Source organism: Pseudarthrobacter phenanthrenivorans (genome assembly GCF_000813845.1).
GTDB lineage: Bacteria > Actinomycetota > Actinomycetes > Actinomycetales > Micrococcaceae > Arthrobacter > Arthrobacter phenanthrenivorans_B.
This window is the reverse complement of the sequence record NZ_JWTB01000049.1, coordinates 1-26143: the sequence shown is the minus strand read 5'-3', so window position 1 is coordinate 26143 and position 26143 is coordinate 1. Positions and strand designations below refer to the sequence as shown.

26 protein-coding genes are annotated in these 26143 nt (G+C 62.5%); 15 read left to right on the top strand and 11 right to left on the bottom strand.

Going from position 1 to position 26143, the window contains the following annotated elements; translation table 11 throughout:
- The first annotated feature begins 12 nt into the window (after positions 1–12).
- Both RM50_RS19640 and RM50_RS19635 read left to right on the top strand, forming a co-directional pair.
- Entirely contained in the window at positions 13–939 is a 927-nt protein-coding gene (locus RM50_RS19640; protein ID WP_052260415.1) for an intradiol ring-cleavage dioxygenase, read from the top strand.
- A 105-nt stretch (positions 940–1044) separates the two neighbouring features.
- On the top strand, positions 1045–1620 hold the full coding sequence (locus RM50_RS19635; RefSeq protein ID WP_043456143.1) for an SRPBCC family protein: 576 nt from the start codon (positions 1045–1047) through the stop codon (positions 1618–1620).
- A 15-nt stretch (positions 1621–1635) separates the two neighbouring features.
- Here RM50_RS19635 and RM50_RS19630 read toward each other — a convergent pair whose 3' ends face one another.
- Together RM50_RS19630 and RM50_RS19625 are read right to left on the bottom strand one after the other, a co-directional pair.
- Complete coding sequence (locus RM50_RS19630; RefSeq protein ID WP_240472027.1) at positions 1636–1902, bottom strand: YciI family protein; 267 nt, start codon at positions 1900–1902, stop codon at positions 1636–1638.
- 116 nt (positions 1903–2018) lie between these two features.
- Positions 2019–3053 carry a LacI family DNA-binding transcriptional regulator gene (locus RM50_RS19625; RefSeq protein ID WP_043456140.1) on the bottom strand — a complete coding sequence of 345 codons (1035 nt, stop codon included), beginning with the start codon at positions 3051–3053 and terminating at the stop codon, positions 2019–2021.
- A 236-nt stretch (positions 3054–3289) separates the two neighbouring features.
- On the opposite strand from RM50_RS19625, the gene RM50_RS19620 reads away from it, so the two are divergent.
- From RM50_RS19620 to RM50_RS19595, 6 genes are all read left to right on the top strand, one after another.
- Positions 3290–4642 carry an NAD(P)H-dependent oxidoreductase gene (locus RM50_RS19620; protein WP_043456138.1) on the top strand — a complete coding sequence of 451 codons (1353 nt, stop codon included), beginning with the start codon at positions 3290–3292 and terminating at the stop codon, positions 4640–4642.
- Between the two features lie 94 nt (positions 4643–4736).
- Positions 4737–5768, top strand: coding sequence for a DctP family TRAP transporter solute-binding subunit (locus tag RM50_RS19615; protein WP_043456136.1), 1032 nt, complete (start codon positions 4737–4739; stop codon positions 5766–5768).
- 93 nt (positions 5769–5861) lie between these two features.
- Complete coding sequence (locus RM50_RS19610) at positions 5862–7781, top strand: TRAP transporter large permease subunit (RefSeq protein ID WP_043456135.1); 1920 nt, start codon at positions 5862–5864, stop codon at positions 7779–7781.
- A 3-nt stretch (positions 7782–7784) separates the two neighbouring features.
- Complete coding sequence (locus RM50_RS19605; RefSeq protein ID WP_043456133.1) at positions 7785–8708, top strand: NAD(P)-dependent oxidoreductase; 924 nt, start codon at positions 7785–7787, stop codon at positions 8706–8708.
- Positions 8705–9016 carry a putative quinol monooxygenase gene (locus RM50_RS19600; RefSeq protein ID WP_043456131.1) on the top strand — a complete coding sequence of 104 codons (312 nt, stop codon included), beginning with the start codon at positions 8705–8707 and terminating at the stop codon, positions 9014–9016. Before RM50_RS19605 ends, RM50_RS19600 begins: the two co-directional genes overlap by 4 nt.
- Complete coding sequence (locus RM50_RS19595) at positions 9016–9522, top strand: gluconokinase (protein ID WP_043456129.1); 507 nt, start codon at positions 9016–9018, stop codon at positions 9520–9522. Before RM50_RS19600 ends, RM50_RS19595 begins: the two co-directional genes overlap by 1 nt.
- A gap of 96 nt (positions 9523–9618) precedes the next feature.
- Here the strand turns inward: RM50_RS19595 and RM50_RS19590 are convergent, their stop codons facing one another.
- On the bottom strand, positions 9619–10563 hold the full coding sequence (locus RM50_RS19590; RefSeq protein WP_043456127.1) for an alpha/beta fold hydrolase: 945 nt from the start codon (positions 10561–10563) through the stop codon (positions 9619–9621).
- Between the two features lie 175 nt (positions 10564–10738).
- Here RM50_RS19590 and RM50_RS19585 point away from each other — a divergent pair, with 175 nt between their 5' ends.
- A complete protein-coding gene (locus tag RM50_RS19585) occupies positions 10739–11791 on the top strand; it encodes an LLM class flavin-dependent oxidoreductase (RefSeq protein ID WP_043456124.1) in 1053 nt (350 codons plus the stop codon).
- A gap of 193 nt (positions 11792–11984) precedes the next feature.
- Here the strand turns inward: RM50_RS19585 and RM50_RS19580 are convergent, their stop codons facing one another.
- Positions 11985–12878, bottom strand: a complete 894-nt coding sequence (locus tag RM50_RS19580; RefSeq protein WP_043456122.1) for a helix-turn-helix transcriptional regulator — start codon at positions 12876–12878, stop codon at positions 11985–11987.
- A 189-nt stretch (positions 12879–13067) separates the two neighbouring features.
- Between RM50_RS19580 and RM50_RS19575 the strand changes: the two genes are divergently transcribed.
- Both RM50_RS19575 and RM50_RS19570 read left to right on the top strand, forming a co-directional pair.
- Positions 13068–13730, top strand: a complete 663-nt coding sequence (locus tag RM50_RS19575; RefSeq protein ID WP_043456185.1) for an SDR family NAD(P)-dependent oxidoreductase — start codon at positions 13068–13070, stop codon at positions 13728–13730.
- Between the two features lie 63 nt (positions 13731–13793).
- Positions 13794–14786, top strand: coding sequence for an alpha/beta hydrolase (locus RM50_RS19570; protein ID WP_052260413.1), 993 nt, complete (start codon positions 13794–13796; stop codon positions 14784–14786).
- 255 nt (positions 14787–15041) lie between these two features.
- Here the strand turns inward: RM50_RS19570 and RM50_RS19565 are convergent, their stop codons facing one another.
- Positions 15042–15977, bottom strand: coding sequence for an aldo/keto reductase (locus tag RM50_RS19565; RefSeq protein WP_043456121.1), 936 nt, complete (start codon positions 15975–15977; stop codon positions 15042–15044).
- Between the two features lie 379 nt (positions 15978–16356).
- On the opposite strand from RM50_RS19565, the gene RM50_RS19560 reads away from it, so the two are divergent.
- From RM50_RS19560 to RM50_RS19545, 4 genes are all read left to right on the top strand, one after another.
- Entirely contained in the window at positions 16357–17229 is an 873-nt protein-coding gene (locus tag RM50_RS19560) for an ABC transporter permease (protein WP_043456119.1), read from the top strand.
- A 90-nt stretch (positions 17230–17319) separates the two neighbouring features.
- The gene (locus tag RM50_RS19555; RefSeq protein ID WP_043456116.1) at positions 17320–18342 is read left to right on the top strand and encodes an ABC transporter substrate-binding protein; all 1023 of its coding nucleotides are present in this window, start codon (positions 17320–17322) and stop codon (positions 18340–18342) included.
- Between the two features lie 155 nt (positions 18343–18497).
- Entirely contained in the window at positions 18498–19331 is an 834-nt protein-coding gene (locus RM50_RS19550) for an ABC transporter ATP-binding protein (RefSeq protein ID WP_240472025.1), read from the top strand.
- A 116-nt stretch (positions 19332–19447) separates the two neighbouring features.
- Positions 19448–20188 (top strand): SDR family NAD(P)-dependent oxidoreductase, encoded by a 741-nt coding sequence (locus RM50_RS19545; protein ID WP_043456113.1) that lies wholly within the window; start codon positions 19448–19450, stop codon positions 20186–20188.
- 826 nt (positions 20189–21014) lie between these two features.
- Here RM50_RS19545 and RM50_RS21190 read toward each other — a convergent pair.
- The 6 genes from RM50_RS21190 to RM50_RS19520 all read right to left on the bottom strand — a co-directional run bounded on the left by RM50_RS21190 (position 21015) and on the right by RM50_RS19520 (position 25958).
- Complete coding sequence (locus tag RM50_RS21190; RefSeq protein WP_276202745.1) at positions 21015–21137, bottom strand: hypothetical protein; 123 nt, start codon at positions 21135–21137, stop codon at positions 21015–21017.
- Positions 21138–21310: 173 nt separating this feature from the next.
- The gene (locus tag RM50_RS20755; RefSeq protein WP_156133920.1) at positions 21311–21550 is read right to left on the bottom strand and encodes a hypothetical protein; all 240 of its coding nucleotides are present in this window, start codon (positions 21548–21550) and stop codon (positions 21311–21313) included.
- A gap of 184 nt (positions 21551–21734) precedes the next feature.
- The gene (locus tag RM50_RS19535; RefSeq protein ID WP_043456107.1) at positions 21735–22721 is read right to left on the bottom strand and encodes a ketopantoate reductase family protein; all 987 of its coding nucleotides are present in this window, start codon (positions 22719–22721) and stop codon (positions 21735–21737) included.
- A 24-nt stretch (positions 22722–22745) separates the two neighbouring features.
- Positions 22746–23534: an HpcH/HpaI aldolase family protein gene (locus RM50_RS19530; RefSeq protein ID WP_043456105.1), complete on the bottom strand. Its 789-nt coding sequence runs from the start codon at positions 23532–23534 to the stop codon at positions 22746–22748.
- 31 nt (positions 23535–23565) lie between these two features.
- Positions 23566–25017: an aldehyde dehydrogenase family protein gene (locus RM50_RS19525; RefSeq protein WP_043456103.1), complete on the bottom strand. Its 1452-nt coding sequence runs from the start codon at positions 25015–25017 to the stop codon at positions 23566–23568.
- Positions 25018–25058: 41 nt separating this feature from the next.
- Positions 25059–25958: an SDR family NAD(P)-dependent oxidoreductase gene (locus RM50_RS19520; RefSeq protein ID WP_240472023.1), complete on the bottom strand. Its 900-nt coding sequence runs from the start codon at positions 25956–25958 to the stop codon at positions 25059–25061.
- Positions 25959–26143: the final 185 nt, after the last annotated feature.

The following is a 26143-nucleotide window of genomic DNA, read 5'->3' as shown; positions in this document are numbered from 1 at the left end:
TGTCCTTGGACCATGACTACTTCACGCACACCCCGCCAGCCCGACATCGACCAGCCGCATCCCGACCATGACCGGGGGCTGGAGTTCGACTTGAACACCATGGTCAGCCGCCGGTCCCTGGGACTGTTCCTCGGCGCAGGCGGTGCGGTGGCCGCGCTCGCGGCCTGCACGCCCGCCGGAAGCACCGGCTCCACCTCTTCGGCAGCCTCCACGGCCACCGCCGCTGCGCCGTCAGCTGCCGCCACGGCCACAGCCACGGCCTCTTCCGCTGCCTCTGCCACTCCCACGCTGACGCGGGCCATCGCTGAATGCGGCGTGGAAATCCCGGAGGAAACCGCTGGTCCCTACCCGGGCGATGGCTCGAACGGGCCGAATGTCCTGGAAGCGTCCGGGGTGGTGCGGCGGGATATCACCTCAAGCTTCGGCACGGCCTCGGGAAAAGCCGAGGGCGTTCCGCTGACGTTCACCCTGACCCTCCTGGACAATGCCAATGGCTGCACGCCGCTGGCCGGCGCCGCCGTTTATGCGTGGCACTGCGACCGGGACGGGAAATACTCGATGTACGACTCGACCCTGAAAAACGAAAACTACCTCCGGGGCGTGCAGGAGGCGGACGCGAACGGGCAGGTCACCTTCACGTCCATCTTCCCGGCCGCATACTCCGGACGGTGGCCGCACATCCACTTCGAGGTGTTCGAGTCGATGAACAACGCAACGGCGGCAGGGCAGGTCCTCGCCGTCTCCCAGATTGCGCTGCCGCAGGCTGCCTGCGACGACGTCTACGCCACCCCCGGGTACGAGCGCAGCATCACCAACGTGACCCGCACAACGCTCACGTCGGACAACGTGTTCGGCGACGACGGCGGGATCTACCAGCTTGCCACGATGACCGGCTCGGCCGCGGAGGGCTACACGGCGGCGCTGAACGTGACCATTTAGTGGTGCCCGCCGGGCCGGTTGGCGCCAGCAAGATCCGGCCGTTGACCGCGGACACGGGCGTGGGTACTGTGAGTCCACTTATTCAACCCTGCCGCGGAGGCAGCCATGGGCGGCGATTCGAAAAGCACCACCGACTACGAATTCCTGACCGTCTGGCGTGTGGCCGGGACGCCGCGCGAGGTTGTGGACATCCTGGGTGACGCCGGCACACTGACCCGCTGGTGGCCGTCCGTGTACCTGTCTGTTGAGCCGGTGGATGCGGGCAGCCCCGACGGCACCGGGAAGGCCTTTTTCCTCCACACCAAAGGCTGGCTGCCCTACACGCTCACGTGGCAGCTCACCGTCACCGAGCCGGTCACGGAGCACGGTTTCGCGGTCGCCGCCCGCGGCGACCTCAACGGCACCGGCCGCTGGACCTTTGAGCAGGACGGGCCCGAAACAGAGGTCACCTATGACTGGCGGGTCAGTGCGGCCAAACCGCTGCTGCGGCGGCTGAGCTGGCTGCTCAAGCCCGCCTTCGCGGCGAACCACCGCTGGGCAATGGCCCGCGGACAGGAGGCCCTGGCCCTGGAACTGCGCCGGCGCCGGCCGGGCGCCGACCCCGCCAGGATTCCGGCGCCCGCGGGGCCGACCTTCGCACGATGGCACCGCCGCTCAGGGACGACCCCGCCGCAGGGGTAGCGGCCGAATACTTTCCTACGCCAGGTGCACGGCGTTCCACTCCAGGAGCCGCGGTTCGGCAAGCCCCTCGGTGACGAAGGGGTCGCCGGCGACGAAGCGTTCGGCTTCCTGCCGGGACGTGAAAATACCCATGGAGCTGGCAGCCGGGTCGGGGTCCTGGAAGGCGCCCAGCGCCACGAGTCCGCCGCCGTCGGCGTGAAAGGCCTCGTAATAGGCCTTGTGGCGGGGGAAGGTCTCCATGATCCGGGAGCGATCGACGCCCGCACGCACGGTGTACAGCACCACACATTCCATGCCGCAGAACTTACCACCAGGGGACAGCCACGGCAGGCCGGCCTTGCTGAAAAGGTGCGGCGACGGCGGCGGGGTGAGCGCCGGCGTCGCCGGTACTGGTTTCTTCAGTGCGCCACTGAGGCAATCAGGGGTGCGCAGCTGTTGCGGGGCAGGTAGTCGGCCTTGACCTCGATGCGGCGGGCTCCGTCCGGGAGCTTCCCGTGCATCCGCCCCAGCACCAGCTCAATGGCGTGAACGGCAAGCATGTCGAGCGGTTGGCGGATGACGCTTAGCGGGGGAGTGGTCAGCTCGGTCCAGGGATTGTCGTCAAAGACAATGAGGGAGAGCTGGTCGGGGATGTCGGTCCCCATTTGGACGAGCCTGCGGACGGAACTCTGCACTTGAGCGGTGTTGGCAACGATGAGGGCCGTGGGGGGCTGGCGCATCGCAAGCAGTGATCCGACGGCGCCCCCACCCGCGTCCCCCCGGAACGGCACGTCGCGGATAAGCGTGGGGTCCACCGGCAGGGATGCGTTGTGGTGGGCCGCCTTGTACCCGTTCAACCTGGCACTTCCGGTGGAAGTGGTGAGGGGGCCCGTGATGAGGCCGATCCGGGTGTGGCCAAGGCTGATGAGGTGCTCGGTGGAGCGCTGGGCCGAGTCGAAGTTTTCGATGCTGACGACGTCGACATCTTCGAGTTCCTCGATGGCACGGTCGATGAAGACCACGTTGACGCCGAGGTCCCGGAGCCGCCGCCACTTCTCGATGTTGCCTCCGGTGGGAGTGGCAATGACGCCACTGACGGACCGGTCGAGCAACGTGTCCAGGGAGTCCGCCTCCAGGTGCGGGTCCTCCTGCGTGGTCATCAGCACCACCTGCACACCATGGCTGCGCGCCTCCCAGACGATCCTGTCCGCCAGGCGGGCGAAAAACGGGTTGGACAAGTCGGTGACGACGAGGCCGATGGTGAGTGCGTGCCCGGCGCTGAGTTCACGCGCGGCCGCCCTGGGACGGTACCCCAGTTCGTCGATAACCCGCAGGACTTCCTGCCTCTTCGCAGGCGCGACCGGCCCCGACTCAGGGTTCAGGACCCGTGAGACCACGGAGACCGATACCCCTGCAGCCGCCGCCACGTCGCGAATAGTAGGCGCTTTGCGCACCGCTCCTCCTTGAGACACAAGACCCAGGTGGTCCTTATCCATGCCACTATTCCTGCCCTTCCGCTTCATGACGGAAGGCCGGGAAGGTGACCGTTGACACAGCCTATCAGCAGCTGGTACAAAAGTGGAACCGGTTCCACTCCGGACAGTTTTCCCAACAAAACGCGACAAAGAAGTTGTGCCATCCGGCCTGCCGGAGGTGCTTTCTTTCGCCAGGCACCCCTTAGAGAGATTCCGTGAACCTTCATAAACTCCTCAGCGAACGCGAGCAGCAGTCCCGTCCCATCCGTGTTGGACTGATCGGCGCCGGCCGCTACGGGACCATGTACCTGGCCCAGGCCAACAACATTCCCGGCATCCACGTCGTGGCCATTGCAGACATCAACGTCAAGCGGGCCCAGGGCGCCTTTGAACTGGTGGAATGGCCTGCCGCCCAGGTCGCCCCGGATATCGCCACGGCTTTGCGGGACCGCTCCACCGCCATCGTCGCAAACGCTGACGAGCTGTTCGACGTCGACATCGATGTCATTGTCGAAGCCACCGGCAACCCGATCGTCGGCATCAAGCACGCCTTGAAGGCGATCGAAACCAAGAAGCACATCATCATGGTCACCGTCGAAGCTGATGCCCTCGCCGGCCCGGCGCTGGCCAAGCGGGCCGAAGAAGCAGGCGTGGTCTACTCCATGGCCTACGGCGACCAGCCGGCCCTCATCATGGAACTCGTTGACTGGGCCCGCACCAGCGGCTTTGACGTGGTCTGCGCAGGCAAGGGCGCCAAGTACCTGGAGCACTACCACGAGATGAACCCGGACAACGTCTGGGAAAACTGGGAGTTCTCCAAGGAACTGACCGACTCCGGCCAGCTGAACCCCTACATGCACACCTCCTTCCGCGACGGCACCAAGGCCGCCATCGAAATGGCGGCGGTAGCCAACGGCGCAGGACTGGCCCCCTCCGATTCCGGCCTGAGCTTCACGCCCGGCAACGTTGAGGAAATCGCAACCATCTGCCGCCCGGCCGCCGTCGGCGGTTCCCTGGCCCACGAAGGAAGCGTCGACGTCATGTCCAGCGTCAACCGTGACGGCAGCTGGATCCCCCACAACACCCAGGAAGGCGTCTTCGTCGTCGTCAAGGCCACCAACGACTACGTCTCCGGCTGCTTCAACGAATACCCCTGGCACCCGGACCCCACCGGCCAGTACGCCGCCCTGTACCGTCCCTACCATTACGTCGGCCTCGAACTGAACATGTCCATTGCCAACGCAGCACTTCGCGGCATCCCCACCGGCGGACCGGTCGGCTTCTACGGCGATGTGGTCGCCACCGCCAAGAAGGACCTTAAGGCCGGTGAATTCCTCGACGGCGAAGGCGGTTTCACGGTCTGGGGCAAGCTGGTTTCCGCCAAGCACTCCGTTGCCACCGGCGCCCTCCCCGTCGCCCTGGCCCACCATGTGGAGCTTCGTAATGATGTGCCCAAGGGAGCGATCGTTGGCTGGGACGATGTCATCATTGATGACTCCCTGTCCCAGGCGCTGGAACTCCGCCGCGAAACCGAAGCGCTCCTCGCTACCCCCGTCGCTGTCTCCTGAACAGCGCCCCTGGCTCCACGCCAACCTGCTGCCGCCGGCGGCCAGCCGTGTCTGCCGCGCAGCACCGCATCCTTCCAATGAAGAAAGGCATCGAATGAACCTCAAGACCCGCGCCATCACCGGGGTACTGGCAACCAGCCTGGCTGCGGCCCTGCTGTCCGGTTGTGCAGGAGGAGCCCCCGCCGGCCAGACTGGTCCGGTGGCCAAGATCCAGCTCTCCATCCCGGATCCGCTGACCTCCTCCGTGGGCGTGACTGCCCAGCACTTTGCCGACCAGGTCAAGAAGACCTCCAATGGTTCGGTCCAGGTCACCGTGGTGCCCAACGGCACGAGCTTCAGCGGAGACCAGAATGCCGCTGTGACCCGGCTCCAAGGCGGATCGCTCGACGGGCTCATCCTGTCCACTTCCGTCTACGCCTCGGTGGTGCCGGAGATGAACGGCATCAGCATTCCCTACCTCTTCGCGGACACCAAGGAAGAGGCAAAGTTCCTCGCCGGAGAACCGGGCAAGGTGCTGAAGGACAAGCTGGCCGCAAAGGACACGGTGGCGCTCTCCTTCCTGACCCGGACCGGCCGCGAGATCACCAACTCTGTGCGTCCGATTGAACAGCCGTCGGACCTGAAGGGGCTGAAGATCCGGGTGCCGGGCAACACCCTGTGGACCGACTTCTTCGGAAAGCTGGGCGCAAGCCCCACTACCATGGCCTTCTCGGAAGTCTTCACCGGCCTGCAGACCGGAACCATTGATGGCCAGGAAAACCCGATTGAGGTTCCCTGGACGAACAAGTTCTCCGAGGTGCAGAAGTACGTCTCGATGACCAACCACATCAACGACGCCTGGGTGCTGGCCCTGTCGTCGAAGAAGTGGGATTCCCTGACGGACGACCAGAAGAAGGCGCTCACCGCTGCTTCCGAGGAAACGGCAACCTTCAAGACCGGCTATGACGAGGAACAGTCCAAGAAGCAACTGGATGAACTGACGGCCAAGGGCATGAAGGCCAACGAGCTCAGCGCATCCGGACTCGCCGAGTTCAAGTCCGCCTCCGAAAGCCTCTACCCGGAGTTCTCCAAGCTCATCGGCAAGGAATTCTTCGATCAGGCCATCGCCTTCGCCGGCAAGAAGTAGCCGGTACGGGTGGGAGCCATTCGGCGGCTCCCACCCGTATCAACACCACTCCCCACCGCCATCCCGCTATCAATGTCGACAGTCTGGAAAACCATGAAACCCACCGTTGCTCCCCAGGACTATGAGGAAGTCCTTCCCCTCGAAGCGGAGGAAATCCTTCATCACGACCACGTGCCGGACCGCTGGAGCGGCGCGGCATGGCTCGACAAGACTCTCGAATGGATTGTGGGAGCAGCGATCCTCGCCGAGCTCGTGGTCATCCTCCTGAACATCGCCGTCCGCGTCATCACCGGCGACTCCGTGCTGTGGACACAGGAGGTGTCCGAGATTGCCCTGCTGACCATTGCCTTCATCGGTGGCGCCATCGCCTACCCGAAGGGCGCGCACATGTCCGTCCAGGCGCTCATCATGCGCCTGCCCGCAGCCTGGAAGCCGTACCTCGCGGCGCTTGTGGACTGGCTCGTCTTCGTCATGAGTGCCGGCGCGCTGGCCTTGTTCGTGCCCACCCTCGTCCAGCAGCTCGAGGAAAAGACGCCCATCCTTCAGCTGCCCGTCTTCTGGGTCAACATGCCCTTCTCGGTGGGCATGGTCCTCATCGCCTGGTTTGCCCTGGTCAAACTTCGGCGCCAGCCCTGGCGTCCCGCCCTCGTGGGTGCCGGAATCGCGGCGGCCCTCGTCGCCGTCGTCCTGGTCTCCCCGCCGCTGTTCTACTACGCCTCCCCGAACGTCCTGCTCGTGGTGGTCCTCGTAGCCCTGTTTGGCCTGTTGTTCCTGGGGCTGCCCATTGCCTTTGTCCTGGCCCTCGCGTCCGGAATCTACCTGTACCTGGGCGGCATTTCCGACGTGAGCGCCATCCCCATCGGCATGGCATCCGGAGCCAAGGGATTCGTCCTGCTGGCCATCCCGTTCTTCATCCTGGCCGGCACGGTCATGAACTCGGCCGGCCTGACCCTGCCGCTGGCCAAGCTCGTCGATGCCCTGATCGGCCATCTCCGGGGCGGCCTGCTGCAGGTCGTGGTGGTCACGATGTACATCTTCTCCGGCATCTCAGGTTCGAAGGTCGCCGATGTCGCAGCGGTCGGCACCACCATGCGCGGCATGCTCGAAGAGCGCAAATACCCGCGGGGCGAAGTGGTCGCGGTGCTGTCGGCGTCGGCCATCATGGGCGAAACCATCCCGCCCAGCATCGTCCTGCTCATCCTGGGCTCCATCACCACCATCTCAACCACCACGCTGTTCCTTGCCGGGTTCCTGCCGGCAGCCTTCCTCGCCCTGGTGGTCATGGCACTGGTGTTCCTGAGGGCGCGCAAGCAGGGCGGCGTGCCCAGCGCCAAGGCCACGTGGCGGGCCCGGGGCTCCGCCACCTTCTTCGCGCTGCCCACGCTGCTGCTGCCCGTGGGCATGGTGGTCGGGATCCTCAGCGGATTCGCCACCCCCACGGAAGTCTCCTCGGTCGCCGTCGCCTACGCCTTCGTGCTCGCGGCAGCCTACCGCCGCGGCAGCAGGCGCCTGCTCGGCGACACCCTGCGTGAAACAACCACGACGGCGGGCATGGTGCTGTTCATCATCGCCGCCGCGTCGCCGCTGGCCCAGACGCTCGCCCTGGCGGGTGTCTCGCAGCAGATCCACGACCTGATGTCCGGGCTGGGGGACTCTCCCATCCTGTTCATGCTCTTCACCGTGCTGCTGCTGGTCATCATGGGCCAGCTCCTCGAAGGCCTGCCCGCGGTGCTCATCTTCGCCCCGCTGCTCCTGCCGATCGCCACCGACTTCGGCGTCAACCCCGTGCAGTACGCCATGGTCCTCATCATTTCCATGGGCATCGGCTCCTTTGCCCCGCCGGCAGGGGTGGGCTTCTACGTCGCCTGCGCCACCGCCCGCGAAACAGTGGAGAACAGCCTCAAACACTTCTGGCCGTACCTGGTGGCGGTGTTCGTGGGCCTCCTGGTCCTCGCCGCCGTGCCCTGGTTCAGCACCTTCCTTCCCGCCCTCGCCGGCCTGATCCCCTTCTAACCCATGCCAAAAAACACGCCCCTTTCACCCCCGGATCCCGGCGTCTCCGTCTCACTGCTGGGCACCGGCCCCATGGGCGCCCCGATCGCCCGGAACCTCATCGACGGCGGGGTACCCCTGACCTTGTGGAACCGCACCCTCCACAAGGCTCAGGCCATCGAAGGCGGGACAGTAGCCCCGCGGCCAGCCGATGCGGCAGCGGACGTTGTCCTCACCGTCCTGCCGGACCTGCCCCAGGTAGAAGCACTCCTCGAAGGAGATGAGGGCCTGCTCGCCGGGTGGGCCCGGGCCCGTGTGAGTGAACCGGTCCTGGTGATCCACGGCACCGTGTCACCCACGGCGGTCGCGGCCTTCGCCGCCCACTGCAAGTCCCGCCACGGCGTGGTCGTTATCGATGCGCCGCTCAGCGGTGGAACGATCGGGGCCGAGCAGGGCCGGCTGAGCATCATGGCGGGCGGCCCCCAGGGCGTGGTCCAGTGGCTGACCCCGCTTTTTGAGCTCTACGGCTCCACCGTCATGTGGTTCGGGGAGTCCGGCGCCGGGGCCATCGTAAAGGCCTGCAACCAGATCGTGGTGGCGGCAACGGTCACCGCCCTGTCGGAGTCGATGGCCCTGGCGAAGGCCTCGGGCCTGGACCTGGACAAAGTCCAGGGAATCCTCAAAGGCGGACTCGCCAACTCCGAGGTCCTTCAACAAAAAGGCGGCCGCTGGATTACCGGGGACTTCCACGGCGGCGGTTCGGCCAAGAACCAGCTCAAAGACCTGCGTTTCGTCACGGAGGCCGCGGCGGACGCCGGACTCTCCCTGCCTGTCGCCAACACCCTCACATCGGAATTTGAATCCATGGTCACCGAAGGTCTCGGGGACCTGGACCATACAGGCATTTACCTGAGCATCACCAGCCATCGAGTAAAGGAACCATCATGACCATCGTCGTCACTGCAGTATTCACGCCCCAAGACGGCGCCCGCGACCAGGTTGTCGCAGCCCTGGAGCCCGCCATCGCCGAGGTCCACGAAGAACCGGGATGCCTCCTGTACGCCATCCACGACGCGCCCAACGGCCAGATCGTGATGATCGAGAAGTGGGAGACAGCGGAACTGCTCGACGCCCACGGCGGCGGGGATGCCGTCAAGCGGCTCAACGCCTCGCTCGAAGGACTCCTGGCAGAACCTGTCGAGGTTACCCGCCTGGTTCCCATCCCCGCCGGCACTGCCCGGCAGGGCGCCCTGTAATGCCCCAGAGCATTGTGGTCATGGGCGTCTCCGGGGCAGGGAAATCCTCCGTGGGCCAGGCGCTCGCCACCCAGTTGGAAGCCCATTTCATCGATGGCGACACCCTGCACCCGGAAGCCAATGTCAGGAAGATGGCCTCGGGAGTGCCCCTCACCGACGAGGACCGCTGGCCCTGGCTCCACCTCGTCGGGGCCAAACTGTCCACCGGCTCCCGTACCGGAACCGTTGTTGCCTGCTCAGCATTGAAGCGCAGCTACCGGGATGCCATCAGGACGGCCGCGCCGGACACCACGTTCATCCTGCTGCGGGCGGACAAGCCGGCACTCCAGGAAAGGCTTACCCAACGTCCCGGGCACTTCATGCCGGCATCGCTGCTCACCTCCCAGCTGGAAACCCTGGAGGAGCTGCAGGACGACGAATCGGGCGTAATGATCGAGTCAACGGGCGGCATCGACGCGACCGTCGAACGGATCCGGAAACTGCTGGTGCTGGCAGCAGCGAATTGATTCCATCTGCTGGAAGGTACCGGGCTGGAAGGTTCGACGACGGCGGCGCGGTGAGTGCCGCCGTCGAACCTTCTGCCGGAGGTGCTTCGGGGGCCGTCAGCTGCCGACGATGCGCTGGATGAACTCGACCGTCTCGCGTTCCGTCTCGGCGCGGGTGGTGGGTTCGTTGTGCACCTCGTGCCGGACGCCGGGGAAGACGCGGGTGCGGACGTCCGCGTGGCCCGAATCCACCAGGCGGTTGGCCACGTGGTAGGCCCCTTCGCCGTAGTTGGTCACGGGGTCCTGGTCGCCGGCGAGGATCAGCACGGGAAGGTCCGCGGGGAGCTGTTTGTACCAGTCGTCGGAGCTGACCTGGTCGTAGAGGTCCACGAAGCCCTGCAGGAAGCGGGCGCTCAGCGGTGCGCCGAAGTTGTTGAAGGGATCCCGGCCGTGGTCGTCGACGACGTCGGCGTCCAGCGCCACCCAGGCGGTGGGGCCGGCGCCTTCGCCGAAGCGGCCCAGGAAGCCGTCGAACAACTGGCCCACCAGTTCCTCGGGTGCGGGCTCCGCAGCGCGCTCGCCGGAGGCAAGCCGTGCCAGTTCGGGCCGGTTGACCATCTTTTCGATACCGCGCATCTGGGCGGCGATTCCGCAGAGGACCAGGCCGGACAGCTGGGTCCGGAAGTCCACGGCCATGCCGCGGGCGATCATGGATCCCCAGCTGTGGCCGAACACCACGTAGGGGAGCGGGGGGAGCGCCTCTTTGGCCTTGGCCTGGAGGGTGACCTCATCGGCGACGACCACGCTGGCCGCGTCCTCGCCGGCGTCGCCCCAGGTGCCCTGCTGCATCGCCGTGCGCCCGTGGCCGGCGTGGTCGCCCGCGACCACGATGAATCCCGCGTCCACCAGGGTGGAGATGAGGTGGAGGTAGCGGCGGGAGTGCTCGCCGAGCCCGTGGATCAGCTGCACGATCGCCTTGGGCTGCCCGATGGGTTCGTAGACCCACGCCTGGATGGTGTCGCGGCCGTTGGCGGACGTGAACTCGATTTCCTGCAGTGACATGTGTTCCTCCTGTGGCGGCGCCTTCGCCTGCCCGTGGTGAGCCTAACGCCTCGGTGGACGGCGCCGTCAAGGTTGTCTTTACATGCGGTGCCGGGCCGTGGGGACATGTTGGTTCATGCTCTGTCCGAGCGCCTAGTCTGAACACCAGCCACGTCCCCGGATCCTGGAGGAAGCCATGCCGCAGCCCGACCGTCCTTTGCGCAAGCTTGGCTTCCTCACCATTGGGCTGTTTGATCCTCTTGATCCTGCTGCCGGGCATGAATCGACGCTGCAGATCATTGAACTGGGGGAGCGGCTGGGGTTTGACAGTGCTTGGCTGCGCCACCGGCACTTGCAGTTCGGCATCTCTTCGCCGGTGGCGGTGATGGCCGCCGCAAGTCAGCGCACTTCCCGGATCGAGCTGGGAACGGCGGTGACGCCGCTGGGCTGGGAGAATCCGCTGCGCCTGGCCGAGGACCTGGCCACGGTGGACCTGCTCGCCGGCGGGCGCATCAATCCCGGCGTGAGCGTGGGTGAGCCGATGCAGTACGACACCGTGAAGCATGAGCTGTATCCGGATACGGCCGACGTGGAGGACTTCAGCTATGCCCGGGTGGAGCGGTTTGCGCGATTGGTGGCAGGGGAGCCGGTGCGGGAGTTTTCGGGCAAGCAGGGCGTGGTGGAGGAGTTCTCCAACCGGGTGGAACCTTTTTCCGCGGGCCTGCGTGACCGGCTTTGGTATGGGGCCGGCAGCACGAAGTCAGCGGTGTGGGCTGGTTCGCACGGCTTCAACCTGCTTTCCAGCAGCGTCATTTTTCCGGACAAGGACCAGGAGCCGGACTTTGCCCTGGTTCAGCAGTCGCAGATGCGGGCGTTCCGGGAGGCGGCTGCTTTGGCGGGGCATGCTGGGGCGCGGGTCTCGCAGGGTCTTGTGGTGATCCCCACCGACTCGGCCACGCCGGCCCAGCGGGAGAAGTACCAGCGGTACGTGGATGAACGCACTCCGCGCACCGCTGCTCCGCAGGGTCCGCGGGGCATGATGTTCGCGGCTGATCTGATCGGTACGAGCGAAGAGATCGCCGAGCAGCTGTACGCCCACGCCGGCTTCCAGGAAGTGGATGAGGTGGCATTCGCCCTTCCCTTCAGCTTCGACCACGAGGACTACGTCCAGATCCTGACGGACATAGCCGGCAAGCTGGGGCCGGCAGTGGGGTGGGCTGCAACGGGTGGCGACAAGCAGGCGTCGTAGGAGGCACGGTTTGCCCGACGCCTCGCTCGCGATGGACTTTCCAGGGTTCCGACCTGTCAGGTTTGAATCTAAAACTGTTCGACGTATCCGTCCACAAAGTGCCAGCTGGGGCCCTATTCTGACGCAAATCTCACCCCAAGCTGACGTCAGGTTGGGGTGTAGTTCAAGTAGGCAGGATACGGACCAGAGCGATTTATTTTCCTGCGCCATGGCCAACCCGGGCGCCGATGTTCTCGGTGGCAGCCCACGAGGCGAGTAGCTTCAGGGCTTCCTCGGAGGGGCTTCCGGGTGTTGCCGGGTAGACGGTCAGCGTGTGTCCTGGGTCCTCTTCAAGGTCAAGAACTTGGTAGTTCAGTTCCAGCAGTCCCACGACGGGGTGTTGGAATAACTTGATTCCAGCGTAGTGGCGGCGCACGTTGTGGGCCGCCCACAAGGTTCGGAATTCATCGCTGCGCATGGAAAGTTCGCCGATGAGCGATGCAATTCCCTTATCGTGCGGGTTGCGCCCGGCTTCCCGGCGAAGGACGGCTACGTTGGTGTTCGCTGCCCTGTCCCAGTCCGTGTAGAAGTTGTGGGCTCTTGGGTCCAGGAAGATGAACCTCGAGTGGTTGGCCGGCCGACTCGGAGCGCGGTACATGTCTGAATATAGGGCGTAGCCAAGGACATTGGCTGCCACGATATCCATCCGGTTGTTGCCTATGAATGCCGGGGCTTCGGTGATGGCGTCCAGAAGGTACTGGAGTTCGGGCCGGACCCCTGTTGGTGTAGAGCCCCTGACACCCTCGGAACGTTTACGGCCGGAGGTGTTGGCGGTGCGGGCTAGGTCATAAAGGTGGTCGTGTTCCGCGCGATCGAGTTGCAGGGCTCGGGCGATCGCGTCCAGGACACTCTCGGATACTCCCGTCAGGTTCCCGCGCTCCAACCGGGTGTAGTAGTCCACGCTGACGCCGGCCAGATGGGCAACTTCGTCGCGGCGCAATCCCGGCACCCTGCGTCGGCCGCCATAGGGTTCGACCCCCGCCTGTTCTGGACTGATACGGCCCCGCCGGGTCGAGAGGAACTGCCGCACTTCGGCTCGGTTATCCATGAAGGATACGGTAGGCCGAATCCAGGGATCGTAAGGAGGGTCTGTCAAAACCAGTTACAGCAGAACCCTCGCTACCGCGCTGGAATACGGGTTTTATGGCATGGGGTCGGAGGGGCTGCCGTCATGTCCTGACTCCGACAGCCTGCACTTGGGAACGTCCCAAGAGTGACCACCGTGAGGGGTACGTTCATGACAACCATGGCCATTGTCGGAGCCGGTAGGGGGCTGGGGCTCGCTGCAGCCCGCCGTTTCGGGAAGGAAGGCCATGCCGTGGCCCTGATTGCCCGTAACAAGAGCAAATTGGACAGTTTGGTTTCGACCCTCCGTAGCGAAGGAGTTACTGCAGAAGGCTTCACCGCTGACGTTCGGGATCAATCGTCCCTGGAAGCATCCATCGGGCAGGCGGCGGAACAGCTTGGTCCGATTGAAGTGCTGCAGTACAGCCCTGTCCCCGCAAAAGAGTTCATGCGTCCTGCACTGGACACTGCCGCCGATGATCTGGTGGGCCCGGTTCAGCTTTCGATCTATGGGCCAGTCACCGCCTCCCGAGCGGTAATCCCTGGCATGCAATCCCTGGGCAGGGGCACAATCCTCTTCATCAACGGTGCTAGTGCGGTCCGGCCGCGGGGGGCTGTCACCGGAACTTCCGTCGCCTTCGCCGGCGAGAGCGCCTACGCCCAGGTTCTCCATGAGGCATTGGCCACGGGAGGCATCCACGTGGCACAGCTCATCATTCCTTTGGGCATCGGCGGGGGCGATCCGGATCACGAGCCTGCCGCCCTGGCCGACCGACTTTGGCGTATTCATAGTGAGCGCGATGAGTTCCGAACCTTTGTCAAACCGCTTGATTAGTCAGGCAGCGCTAGTCCTACCCGCTGACACAACCCCCTATTAATTGCATTCGGAGATAGATAAATGCCACTGCATGCAGATGGTCTCACCTTCGCCCTTGGCACAGAGGTGAAACGTACACCTGTTCGCTACAAAAACCGCTATGGGATCGGCATTGCCGGTGACCTGTACACCGCCAAGAACCTCGATGAATCCCAGCCTCATCAGGCCCTCGTCATCGGACCTCCCTACGGCGGCGTCAAGGAGCAAGGACCGGGGGTCTACGCTAACGAGCTCGCCCTCCGCGGTTTTATCGTCCTTGCCTTTGACCCGTCCTACAACGGCGAGAGTGGCGGCGAACCACGTCACGTATCCTCGCCAGACATCTTTGCCGAAGATTTCAGCGCAGGCGTCGACTTTCTCGGAACCTTGCCATACGTGGACAGGGAGCGGATCGGTGCCCTTGGTATCTGCGGTAGCGGAGGGTTCGCACTGAGCGCGGCTCAGGTAGATCCACGTATCAAAGCGGTTGCCACGGCGGCGATGTACGACATCAGCGGAGTTGTTCGCAACGGATGGGAAAATTCGCAGAGCGATCAGGGACGCCGGGACGTTATCCAATCGGTCGCTGCACAGCGTTGGGCAGACGTTGATGCAGGGGAGCCGGCTTTGACTCCCGTGTTTCCTGAAGAATTCAAGCCGGAGAAGCTCGACCCGATTACGGCCGAGTTTCACGAGTACTACGTCACGAATCGCGGGCGGCACCCGCGGTCCATCGGCGGTTTCACTGTCACCAGCAGCGCATCGCACATCAATTTTGGCCCGCTCGCTCACCTGCAGGACATCGCGCCGCGGCCCATCCTGCTGATCACTGGCGAACACGCACACTCCCGCTACTTCAGCGACACGGTGTACGAGCAAGCGACCGGGCCGAAGGAACTCGTTGTCGTTCCGGCGGCGCGCCATATCGACCTCTATGACCGAACGGAACTCATCCCGTTCAATGAGATCCAGACTTTTTTCACCGAAAGCCTTAAACAGGAAGGTTTACGGATACCGGCAGACAGCTCCGTCTAGACCGTCTGCTTCTGTGTTGGGCGCCGGCCACAGGGACTGGCACCCAACATAGAAGCAAATGCGCCTATCTCTACGGGCAAGTGGTTTCTCCTAGCCTAAAGGGCAAGAAGCCGCGCCGCGTCACCACCAGGAAGCGGTAGCGACGTAGCCTTACCTGTCGGACAGTGCTGGTTATCGTGTACGCCGTTAGCGAGTCCTTCTTGCCTCCTACGGAAAGACAGGATCGACATCACTTGGAGCGCGGCGGAAGCTCCCTTAAGGCACCCTGTGTCCAGCGGCCTGAATCAGCCCGTACCACTCTCCACGGGTCAACGGAATCTCCGAGCCTGCCGCCGCATCCACAATGCGCCCTGGCCTTGTAGTCCCGAGCACGACCTGGATCCCGGCCGGGTGGCGGGTAATCCAGGCGGTGGCGATGGCAGTCGGGGTAACCTTGTATTTCGCCGCCAACCGTTCGAGTTCTGCGTTGAGTTCAAAATGTTCCTTTGACGCAAAAAACACACCATCCTGGAAGCCCTTTTGAAAGGGAGACCATGCTTGCAGGGTGATCCTGTTGACGCGGGCGTAGTCAATGATGCCACCGCCATCGCGGGTGATTGAATCAGCCTCGACAGCCATGTTGGATGAAAGCCCTTGCGCGATGATGGTGGAGTGCGTGAGAGACAGCTGCACCTGGTTTGCCACGATTTGCTGAGTCACTGCGGTTTTGAGCAGATCAATCTGACGGGGTGTGTGGTTGGAGACCCCAAAGGCCCGGACCTTACCGCTGGTCTTCAAGTCGTCGAACGCGCGTGCAACCTCTTCAGGCTCTACTAGGGCGTCGGGCCGATGCAGCAGCAGCACATCAATGTAGTCGGTGCCAAGTGCTTCCAGCGACTCCTCCACGGAGGCAACGATGTGCTCGTATGAGGAATCGTAATGCCACTCGTCGGCAACAATGCCGGTTTTGGTCTGCAGGATGATCTGCTCACGCTCAGTTCCGCTCAACTTGAGGGCTGATGCGAACCGCCGCTCGCACATGTGCCGCTGACCTCCGTACAGGTCGGCGTGGTCGAAAAAGTTGATACCTGCCTCTCGCGCCGCCGTGTACAGGGCGCGAATTTCGTCATCTGAACTGTCCTTGATTCGCATCATGCCCGCAGCGAGGTTAGGCACCCGGATGTCTGTCGGGCCAAAGGGAACGGTGCGCAAGGTTCCTCCATAGATATTTTTAAAACGACGCTATAAGCGTCTCGGTGGCATTTTCAGTGGGGGTCCATAACCGCTGACTGCGGTCGTTATACAAAACAAACCACGGCCACAGAGGTCGCCACCAGAACACACCTGCACCGTAGCATGAAAGTAATCTCATATTGCAGGATTAATCTCTTGACGATGTCCCACAGTGCCGGATATTGTCGTTTTCGGACATTGTGTGATGCGCCCCATAATCCGAAGGGGAGCACGTGGGAGTCCTCGCCCCGGGAAGCCCTAGAGGCTCCGTTTCCCCCCTTTTTCTCGTGAGGTTCCACTCTGCGGGAGAAATAGGGCGGGCCGCCATTATTTGTTCCGCTCAAGGAGGAGAAGGTTCATGTCGAGGAAAAATCTCACGGCTGATCGGCCCAGTCAGACAGCATCCGCCGTTGCCTTGCCAACAACGGGAACGGCTCGCCCCAAAGCACGGGAGTCATCGGCTACGAAACGGCGCATCGGTTCCGTCGCCTGGTCATCATTGCCACCTCTTGTCTTTGTTGCCATCGTGCTGGCGTGGGCTGCAGCGGTAGAACTATTCAAAATTCCTGCCTATCTTCTTCCCGGACCAGTCGCCGTCTTCAAGCGGCTCTTCACTGACGCCGGCAGCCTTTGGGTACATACACAGTCCACTCTCGTCGTACTCGTGGTCGGTCTACTGCTCAGTATCGTCATCGGCATCCCACTCGGCTTGGTCATTGCGTTGTCTAAGACCGCTAAACAGCTGGTCTACCCACCGGTGATCGTGCTTCAACTCGTGCCTAAAATCGCTGTGGCACCGCTGCTTCTGGTGTGGCTCGGCTTCAGCCTTAACACAAAGGTTGCGCTGGTCGTCCTCATAACATTCTTCCCTTTGCTGATGGCCAGCATCAGTGGATTCAGGATTTTGGACGACAGGCTCCTATACCTGACACGGTCCATGGGGGCCACCCGGTGGCAAACCTTTTGGGCCCTTCGTTTTCCGGCGGCACTTCCGGTGATTTTCTCAGGCATCAAAACCTCCGCGACCATCGCAATCACCGGCGCACTTGTCGCGGAATTCCTTGGTTCAAACAGCGGCCTGGGTTACGCCCTGCTCCGGGCAAGCGGCGCGATGGATACCGAATACATGTTTGCCATCTTGGTGATCCTCACTGTCATCGGCGTGATCCTGAACTACGTCGTTGAGGCAGCCGAATGGCTGTTGACGCCGTGGCAGCGCCGCTCGGCGTAAAGGCGCGCGCGGCTTATTTACAGGGCGTCCACCGCTGGATCCGGCACTTCTCAACCCACCAATCGGTAAACGACATCTAGAGGAATCGTTATGCAAAGAAGCATCACCAAGTTGCTCACAGCCGCGATCGCTGCGGGAGCAATGCTGCTCTCCGGCTGCGCTGCCAGCCCTTCTGCCAGTGGTACGGGTGGTGAAAACTCGGTCCGCTTTCAAATGCACTGGTCGTGGTCAGCCTCGACCGCCGGCTTCGCTGTCGCCCAGGCTGATGGCCTGTATAAGGACGCCGGAATCGACGCGAAGATTGAGCAGGGCACCGGCTCTGGCACGGCAGTACAACTTGTGGCTAATGGCCAGGCAGACATCGGCATTGCGGACGCCGTCCCGATCAGCCAGCAGATTGAAAAAGGCGCCCCTCTGGTTATCGTTGCAACTGTGAACCAGGTGACCAACATCGCCATGCAGGTCCTTAACAAATCAGGGATCAACTCAGTCCAGGACCTTAAAGGCAAGACCGTCGCCGTTCCCCAGGGCAGCGCCCACGCTTTCCTGTTCCCCCTGTTCCTCGAGGCAAACGGGCTGTCCGAAAAGGATGTCACCATTTCGAACGTTCCCTTTGCCTCCATGCCCGCGGCGCTGCTCCAAGGCAACGTGGACGCGATCGTAGGCGGCCAGGACACGGCAGTATCGCTCGAACAGCAGCACGCAGATTTCAAGAACTTCCCGTTCGCTGACCACGGCGTCTCTCCGGTCGCCCATTCGATCTTCACGACCCAAAGCTTTGCCGAGAAGAACCCGGATGCAGTCAAGAAATTTGTGTCGGCAAGCCTCAAAGGCTGGGCGTCCGCGCGGGACAATCCCGAACACGCGGTGGCAGCCGTCAAACAGCTCCTGCCCGACTCCGTCGACGACACCGTACGAGCTGAGCTCACGTTCCTGCTCCCCTTGCTCTGCGCGGCGGACGCAAACGCCATCGGCCGCGCTGAACCAACCCACTGGCAGCAAAGCAATGACATCCTGACCAAAGCCAAGCTGCTCCCGGCTCCCCTGGACACCGCTAAGTCCGTCTCCTACGACTTCCTCCCTCCAGCCAGCGACCTGAAGAGCTGCAAGTAGTCTCCCAGCAGACCCGGGAGCATCACCAAGGGCTTGGGGGTCTGCTCAGGGTTCATGAGAGCAGATCAGCAACTCACAGTCTGACCCACCATGAACGGTGGAGATCCACAACGCGGATTTAGATCCGTCCTGCACGGATCGCGAAAGGCACACCAGTGAACGACACAGCAGTGCAGACACGGGCGGCAGGTCTGCCCATTTCAATAAAAGACGTCGCCAAGACCTTCACGAGCCCAGCGGGAAAGTCCTTCGAAGCGCTGCGGCCTGTTTCGATGGATATTAACCCTGGGGAGTTCATTTCGATCGTCGGCCCGTCCGGTTGCGGCAAGAGCACCCTCATGCTCATGGTTGCCGGCCTGCTGGAACGAACCGAAGGCGACATCCAAGTCGGTGGAACGTCAGTCAATAAGCCCTTCACTGACATAGGTATCGCCTTCCAGGACCACCTCCTGCTGGACTTCAGGACGGCAATGGAAAACGTCCTCATCCACGCAGACATCCGTGGGTTGGACAAAAAGGAACTGCGCTCTCGAGCCACCGAGCTGTTCAAACAACTCCACATCGAGAAAGCGATCGACAAATACCCGCGCCAACTCTCCGGCGGCATGCGTCAACGGGTGTCGCTCATTCGCACCATCGTTCACGAACCATCTGTGCTCCTGCTTGACGAACCATTCGGAGCACTGGATGCCCTTACCCGATTGCAGGTAAGAGCGGACCTCGAGGCACTATGGCTGCGCAACAAGCCCACCGTTCTTTTCATCACCCACAGCGTTGAAGAAGCTGTCGGTCTCTCCGACCGGATATTCGTTATGAGCCCCAGCCCAGGTGAAGTTGTAGACGAAATCGTGGTCGATCTCCCGCGTCCCCGCCCGCTCGCCCTCGTGGAATCCCCTGACTTCGGAACCTACGTCGATAGGATCTACACCCACTTTGAGCGCATGGGCGTCCTCCATGGGATCGAGATTCCGAAGCGGGGTAACGAGTAAAGGAGCTTCGAATTCGGCCCGGTACATCCGGTGCCCGGTACGGAAATCTGTCTTGCCTGGGCGCCTAGCACTAAAGCTAGGAGCACCTGACTAACTACAACTTGGGAAGAAGCAACATGAGTGCCTATACAGAGCGTCCAATTGAACGTCTGAAGGGGCGCCGGATCATTATCACTGGCGCAGCTTCTGGGATAGGAAAAAGTACCGCACAGCTGTTCGCTCGCGAGGGGGCGACGGTGGGGCTACTGGATCGCGACAAGGAGAAGCTCCAGGCAGCAGCCGAAGAAATCGGAGGCACGGCGTTTCCGGTAGATATAACCGATGAGGAAGCAGTTACAAGCGTAATCACCGAAGCTGCAGCCGCATTGAGCGGGATCGATGGGGTGGTAAATGCCGCAGGAGTGATGTTCCGAGGCCGTGCTGTGGATGTAACGGCACAGGATTGGCGCAAGGTGATCGACATCAACCTCACCGGCACCTACAACGTCCTGCGCGGCGCGATACCTTGGCTCTCGCAGGAAGCATCTTCAACCATTGTCACTATCGCCTCAGCGGCAGGCCTGCTCCCCAATGCCCCCGGATATAGCGCGTATGCCGCGTCCAAGGGGGGAGTGATTGCCCTAACGAAGGCTTTGGCAGCCGAGTTAGCACCTGCAGTACGAGTGAACACGGTTTGTCCGGGCATGGTCGACACAGCGATGGCTGACGGCTATAGGGGAAACGTCGGAAATTACGCCCTCAACCGACTTGCCGATCCGGTGGAAATCGCCCGGGCCATCCTCTTCCTTTCCACACCAGAATCTTCCTACATCACCGGCGCAGCCCTGGCAGCGGATGGTGGCAGGTCCTTCCACTAGAGAATCATCGACTTTAAGTGGTTCCCGTCCGAAAACCACGGCAAACGTCATCATCTCGCAACCTGCACGTAAGGAGTGTTACAGCAATGCGCGCAGCGGACTTACGCCGCCTCTTCACTATCCGCATCGCCGACCGCAACGAGTCGGGTGCCCAGGAGACCAGCGACCCAGCCATGACCCCCGCTTCCGTTTGTGGGTGCGGACTGAACCACCTAACCGGGACGATGAACCATCCGAACCTTCTACAGTGGTCGATGAGTATGTGGTGGCCTGTGGCGGCGAAGAAGTAAGGGTCCGCAGGTGGCGCCAATGTCCTCAGAAACCCCTACAAACCGGGGCATCAGGGGCTGGGCTCACCACGGGACCGGGCGGCTCTCGTGCCGACGGGGTTTGAGGGCCGAACTCCGTGCCGGCGGTTTCCTCGGGAAGGGCACTGGATGAAGCACGAGGAAGAATTATGGGAGTTCTTCTCATTCCAAGGTTGAGCCAGGCCCTGCCGAACTTAGGACTGTTCCCGCAATACTTTAGGCCGGCTAATGGTGGAAAGAGCCGGCGAGGAACGGAGTTCCCCTGCGCTTCTGGTTTGCCGCTGCGCGGCCCTGTCGATGGACACGGCAGGCCCGCGCGCACCCCACGTTTCCGAGTGAGGAGCCCTTTGCGGGCGTGCATAGCCGATGCAGCCCAAAGTGGCGCAGCCTGCGACACCATCGACAAGCGCTTCGTCTGGCAGCAGGATCGGAAGTCGCTCTGCTATGCCATGGAGGCACGCTTGGGTGCGCGCATCAGACAGATGTTCAATCCTCTACGGCGGCCCACAGCGCTGCCTTTAGTCGGTTTCGGGGCCGGTGCAGAAGGGGCAGTCGACGTTGTCGCCACTTCCGTCGCAAAATTGGCTTGTCGTGTCGAGCTGAGGGGGATTGTTCGGCAAGTCCTGTTCCAGGATCTTCACTTGATCTCTCCTTTCTGCCGCAAATAACACCAGTACTGCTGTAGGCCTGTGGCCAAGTTGGACTGCCGGGACCGAACGGTTGCGAGCACGCTCGGCCCCGGCAAGATTCGTTTGTTCCAGCCCAGCACTCGTACTCAGCTCAGAGGACGGGCGGATACGTGTGGAGAATTGCCTTACGGAAACGTGCTGTCGGTCGGTGCACCTGTTACCCGCACGCTTTGTTCTTCAAGAGCAACAAATATGCGAGGTTCTACTCCGTCGGCAGCCAACCAGAAGCCTGATTTGTCTTTCATGACTTCTTCGATGACTCCTCGCCGCCTGCCATTTCGTGCTGAGCAAACTTCGACGATTTCGCCTGGAGTGAGCTTCCAATTGGTGCCCGCCCAGTCCTCGTGGGTCTCTTTCCGACTCATCTTTTTCCTTGGAAATCAGTTGTGGCTGTCATGGTCCGGCATAAAGAACCCGACGGCATGATGGCTGTGTTTCCTCATGTGCCGCGGCTGACAGAACCAATTGGGAATGCGAGCTGCCGCAGCTTTGCCTGCTGGGGTTTGGTGTTGCTGCCTTAAGTTGCCTGTCGGCTGCAGAGGCTGGATGTCATTTGACCGTGTCCAGATACAGACCGGCGGCCCGGGCCCGTTGGATGGCGAGTTCGATGATGAGGTCGAGGTTGGGCGTTGGGACCTGGGCGAGTTCGGCGAGATCGAGGGGGACGCGGAACAGGGCATCGATTTCCATGGGTCGCCCGGCAAGCAGGTCTTGCGCGATGCTTTGGAGGTGACTTGATTTTGCCAGTTTGACGAGGCCCTCGTCGGAGTTGCCTGGGTCGCATCCGAGGGCTCGGGCAATGGCTGAGCCTTCATCTGCCATTGCCTTGGCGGTGCCCGCCATGGCCGGCTTGTTCAGGACGTCCTTCATTGGGGAGGCGGTAAGGACGGCAAGGGAGCCGCCTATGAGGTTCATGCTCAGTTTGGTCCATATGACATCACGGATTCTTGGCGTGATGCTCACTTCCAGACCGGTCGGGTTCAAAAGTGATGGCAACGCGTCCAGCTTGGGATCTGCCTTGCCGTCGGGACGCCCGATAATCAGGCGGTTGACGGGATTCTCTGCACGGATCACCCCGGGAGCGGTGACGGTGCATGCGGTGTAGGCGACGACGCCGACTGCGCGTTCGGGGCCGATGCGGTCCCAGAGGGAGTGGTCGGGGTCCAGCCGCCGGAGCTGGGTGCCGTCGAGGTCGCCCCCGTGGGCGTGGAAGTACCACCAGGGGATGCCGTTCCCGACGAACAGCACGAGGGTATCCTCATGCAGCAGGGATTTGATGCCTTCAACGATGTTTGGCAGGGCGGGGGCTTTGACCGTGACGATGACGATGTCCTGCGGGCCAAGGTCAGCCGGCTGGTCGGTGGCAACAGGATGCGAAATAAGGGTCTCTTCCCGTGTTTCGACACGCAACCCGTTCTGCCGGATGGCGGCCAGCTGCTCACCGCGAGCGATGAGTGACACGTCGGCTTCCGTCGTGGCGAGGCGGCCGGCGATGTGGCCGCCAACCGCTCCCGCACCATACACGCAGATTTTCATGTTTTCCGCTCCGGGGTCTCTCGATTACGCGAACTGCTGACGCTTTTGCGCGGCCGCTGCGCTGAGGAATGTGATGTCGTTGCCGGTGGATACGTAGCCTGCACCGAGTTCGATGTACTGGCGGATGAGGTCCGGCCATCCGCCAAGGCCCCCGATTCCTATCGAGACGCCGTTGGCCTGGCAGGCTTTAATGACCCGTAGGTAGGCGTCGTGGACTTTGGGGTGGTCCATTTGGCCGGCGATCCCGAGCACGACGCTGAGGTCGTTGGCTCCGACGAGGATCATGTCGAGCCCGTCGACGGCGGCGATTTCTTCAACTGCGTCGAGTCCTGTTTGGGATTCGATCATCGCAACGACCATGGAGGCTTGGTCGAGTGCTTGGACGACCTGGGCGGGCGGGTAGGTGCGGTAGTTCAGCTGGGGTGCAGCGCCGGCGAGGGAGCGTTCTCCGAGGGGCGCGTGTTTGACCGCGCGGACGAGGGCGCGTGCCTGCTCGGCCGATTCCACGTCGGGCACGATAATGCCCATGGCGCCGGAGTCCATGACCCTTGCAATGAAGGCTGGGTCCAGGCCGGGGACGCGGACCAGGGGAGTGACACCAAGGTGGTTGCAGGCCATGCAGATTTGCCCTGCGGCTTCCAGGGAGAAGCTGCTGTGCTCCATATCGATGTAGACGGAATCGAAGCCTGCAGTGTGAGCGATAGAGGCGATATCCACCGTCCGGACCAGACGAACGGTCATGGAGTATACGGTTTCACCCTTAGCCAGTTTTTCCTTTGCGTGGTTGCGCAGTACGGGTGCTTCTTTGTTCATGTTCTGTCGTCTCCTGATCGACTCGGGGTTGTCAGCCGAAAAGTGCCGGCAGTGTCTGTGCCTCGTCTTCGAAGCCATATTCGGATTTGATTTCCAGGTATTCCTCGAGTCCGAACCTGCCCATGGAGCGGCCGATGCCGGACTGTTTGTATCCGCCCATAGGGGTGTATGAGTCCGTGGGCGCACCGTTGTAGCTCACCCTTCCGGCACGAAGGCCGTTGGCGATACGGCGGGCGTTGGCCTCGTCTTCGCCGAAGACATAGCCGCCGAGTCCGTAGGGGGAATCGTTGGCGATACGGAGGGCGTTGTCCTGATCCTTGTAGGGAATGACGGCCAGGACGGGTCCGAAGATTTCCTCGCGGGCGATGGTCATTTCCGGTGTGACATTGGTAAACACAGTGGGCTGGATGAAGTAGCCCTGGTCCAGGCCTTCGGGCCGCTCGAGTCCACCTGTGACGAGTCGGGCTCCTTCGTTGATTCCGCTTTGAATCAGATCCCGGATGGATTTGTACTGCGCGGCGCTGACGACCGGGCCCATCGTCGTGGTGGGGTCCAACGGGTCGCCGAGGCGGAAGCGTTGTACTTCGTCAACGAGGAACGGGACGACTTGGTCAATCTGGTCTTCGTGGACCAGCATACGGGTGGGGGCGTGGCAGGACTGGCCTGCGTTGAAGAAGGCGCGTTGAATATTCCAGCGGGCGGCCTTTTCGAGATCGGCGTCGGGGAGGACGATGTTGGCGGACTTTCCGCCGAGTTCGAGGCTGACACGCTTGACGGTTTCCGCTGCGGCAGCTCCTACCTGCTGGCCGGCGCCGGTGGACCCGGTGAAGGAAATCATGTCCACCCCGGGGTGGCGGGACAGTGCGTCACCCACCTCGCGGCCGGTGCCGTTGACGAGGTTGAAAACACCTGCCGGGACCTTAGCTTCGTGCAGTACCTGGGCCAGGAGCGCGCCGCTGGCGGCAGAGTTGATGCTGGGCTTGGCAACGATCGTGCAGCCCGCGGCGAGGGCGTAGATGAGTTTGATGACGCCGGTTTGGATCGGCCAATTCCAGGGGGAGATCAGTGCGCAGACGCCGATGGGTTCCCGGCGGACGATGGCATTGCCAATGTGTGTCTCGAAGGAGTATTGCGCCAGAATCTCGCGGGCGACGCGCATGTGCTGAGCCGGTCCGGTGACTTGTGCCCGGTTGGCGACCGGGATGCCTTCTTCGCGGGCGATCAGTTCAGAGAACTCTTCAATGCGGGCTTCGTAGGCATCGATGATCCGGCCGATCAGGGCGATGCGTTCCTCAACGGTCGTGGTGGAGAACGTCTCGAATGCCTTCCGGGCCGCCGCCACGGCCCGATCAACGTCCGCAGCGGTTCCCAAAGTGACATGGGCGAAGGGCTCCTCGCGGGTGGGATCGATGAGCTCCACAACCCGGGAGCCGGCCGGTTCGGTCCATTGGCCATCGATATAGAGGTGCGGGTACTGCTTCATGAGCGCGATCTCCTCGGGCTGCGTCGTACGAATCGTATGGGTTAGCTGCTGTGCGTGTAGCCGCCGTCGCAGGCGATAGTTTGGCCGGTAATGAAAGCGGAGGCTTGTGAAGCCAGGAAGAGCATGATGCCGACCAGATCCGTGGGAACCATGCCGCGGGGAATGCACTGCAGGGATGCTGCGCGCTCCCGGACTGCAACGGTCGGGTTGACTGCGCGTTCGACCTCTGTGGCAACGCTGCCGGGCCGAATGCAATTTACCGTGATGCCGTAGCTACCCAGCTCGCGGGCCAGGGAGTTGGTCATGCCAATCACTGCCGATTTGGAGGTGACGTAGTGGAGGTAGTTGACAGTGCCGCGGGTGACCGCGTCGGAGGAGACGTTGATGATGCGGCCAAAGCCCGCCTTGCGCATGTGCTCAGCAACCCCGCGTGCGCACAGGTAGGTACCTGTGATGTTGACCTTCAAGACGTTTTCCCACTGTGCGACGGGAATTTGGTCGAACGGTACCTTTTCGAGGGTTGCGAAGATCGAGGCGTTGTTGATCAGCACATCGATCCGGCCCCAGGTGTTGATAACGGTGTCGACCATGGCATTGACGGAGGATTCATCTGCCACGTTGACCTTGATGGCCAGCCCCGTGCCCCCAGCGTCGTGAATTTCCTTGGCCACTGATTCGGCCTTGTTGATGTCGAGGTCGGCGACTACGGCCAGTGCTCCAGCCGCCGCGAACTGACGGGCCAGTTCCCGCCCGATGCCTTGCGCGGCGCCGGTGACGATCACCACGCGCCCCTCTACGCTGAAGTCCCGTGCAGAAGCCGGCACGCCGGAGTCATGGGGGGTGTGAGTCTGGGGTGTCGTCGTCATAGTCGATCCTTGTGGCTTCGTCGTCATGATGGTCGTGGCAGGGGTGGCGGGGCTGATCTTTTCCAGTTCAGCCACCGCCTAGTGCGCCGAATTTCTCGGGGGCACTGCAAAATAGTCTCTATCAAAGATATCCCGTCATGTGGGATTCGGTCAAGCATTGATTTCTTTGAACCTGCCGGATATGGACGCCGGAGTAGGTGGCTTTATGCCCGAAATCCCGTCATGTTGATTCAGTCAAGTCGACCAGGTCCGCTATGTCC

Excerpts from the sequence above, each read along its gene's own strand:
- RM50_RS19605 (WP_043456133.1), top strand. The coding sequence starts at position 7,785 with ATGCCAAAAAACACGCCCCTTTCACCCCCGGATCCCGGCGTCTCCGTC.
- RM50_RS19600 (WP_043456131.1), top strand. The coding sequence starts at position 8,705 with ATGACCATCGTCGTCACTGCAGTATTCACGCCCCAAGACGGCGCCCGC.
- RM50_RS19595 (WP_043456129.1), top strand. The coding sequence starts at position 9,016 with ATGCCCCAGAGCATTGTGGTCATGGGCGTCTCCGGGGCAGGGAAATCC.
- RM50_RS19525 (WP_043456103.1), bottom strand. The coding sequence starts at position 25,017 with ATGAAGCAGTACCCGCACCTCTATATCGATGGCCAATGGACCGAACCG.
- RM50_RS19535 (WP_043456107.1), bottom strand. The coding sequence starts at position 22,721 with ATGAAAATCTGCGTGTATGGTGCGGGAGCGGTTGGCGGCCACATCGCC.
- RM50_RS19635 (WP_043456143.1), top strand. The coding sequence starts at position 1,045 with ATGGGCGGCGATTCGAAAAGCACCACCGACTACGAATTCCTGACCGTC.
- RM50_RS19530 (WP_043456105.1), bottom strand. The coding sequence starts at position 23,534 with ATGAACAAAGAAGCACCCGTACTGCGCAACCACGCAAAGGAAAAACTG.
- RM50_RS19555 (WP_043456116.1), top strand. The coding sequence starts at position 17,320 with ATGCAAAGAAGCATCACCAAGTTGCTCACAGCCGCGATCGCTGCGGGA.
- RM50_RS19585 (WP_043456124.1), top strand. The coding sequence starts at position 10,739 with ATGCCGCAGCCCGACCGTCCTTTGCGCAAGCTTGGCTTCCTCACCATT.
- RM50_RS19560 (WP_043456119.1), top strand. The coding sequence starts at position 16,357 with ATGTCGAGGAAAAATCTCACGGCTGATCGGCCCAGTCAGACAGCATCC.
- RM50_RS19545 (WP_043456113.1), top strand. The coding sequence starts at position 19,448 with ATGAGTGCCTATACAGAGCGTCCAATTGAACGTCTGAAGGGGCGCCGG.
- RM50_RS19590 (WP_043456127.1), bottom strand. The coding sequence starts at position 10,563 with ATGTCACTGCAGGAAATCGAGTTCACGTCCGCCAACGGCCGCGACACC.
- RM50_RS19640 (WP_052260415.1), top strand. The coding sequence starts at position 13 with ATGACTACTTCACGCACACCCCGCCAGCCCGACATCGACCAGCCGCAT.
- RM50_RS19575 (WP_043456185.1), top strand. The coding sequence starts at position 13,068 with ATGACAACCATGGCCATTGTCGGAGCCGGTAGGGGGCTGGGGCTCGCT.
- RM50_RS19610 (WP_043456135.1), top strand. The coding sequence starts at position 5,862 with ATGAAACCCACCGTTGCTCCCCAGGACTATGAGGAAGTCCTTCCCCTC.
- RM50_RS19580 (WP_043456122.1), bottom strand. The coding sequence starts at position 12,878 with ATGGATAACCGAGCCGAAGTGCGGCAGTTCCTCTCGACCCGGCGGGGC.
- RM50_RS20755 (WP_156133920.1), bottom strand. The coding sequence starts at position 21,550 with ATGAGTCGGAAAGAGACCCACGAGGACTGGGCGGGCACCAATTGGAAG.
- RM50_RS19570 (WP_052260413.1), top strand. The coding sequence starts at position 13,794 with ATGCCACTGCATGCAGATGGTCTCACCTTCGCCCTTGGCACAGAGGTG.
- RM50_RS19615 (WP_043456136.1), top strand. The coding sequence starts at position 4,737 with ATGAACCTCAAGACCCGCGCCATCACCGGGGTACTGGCAACCAGCCTG.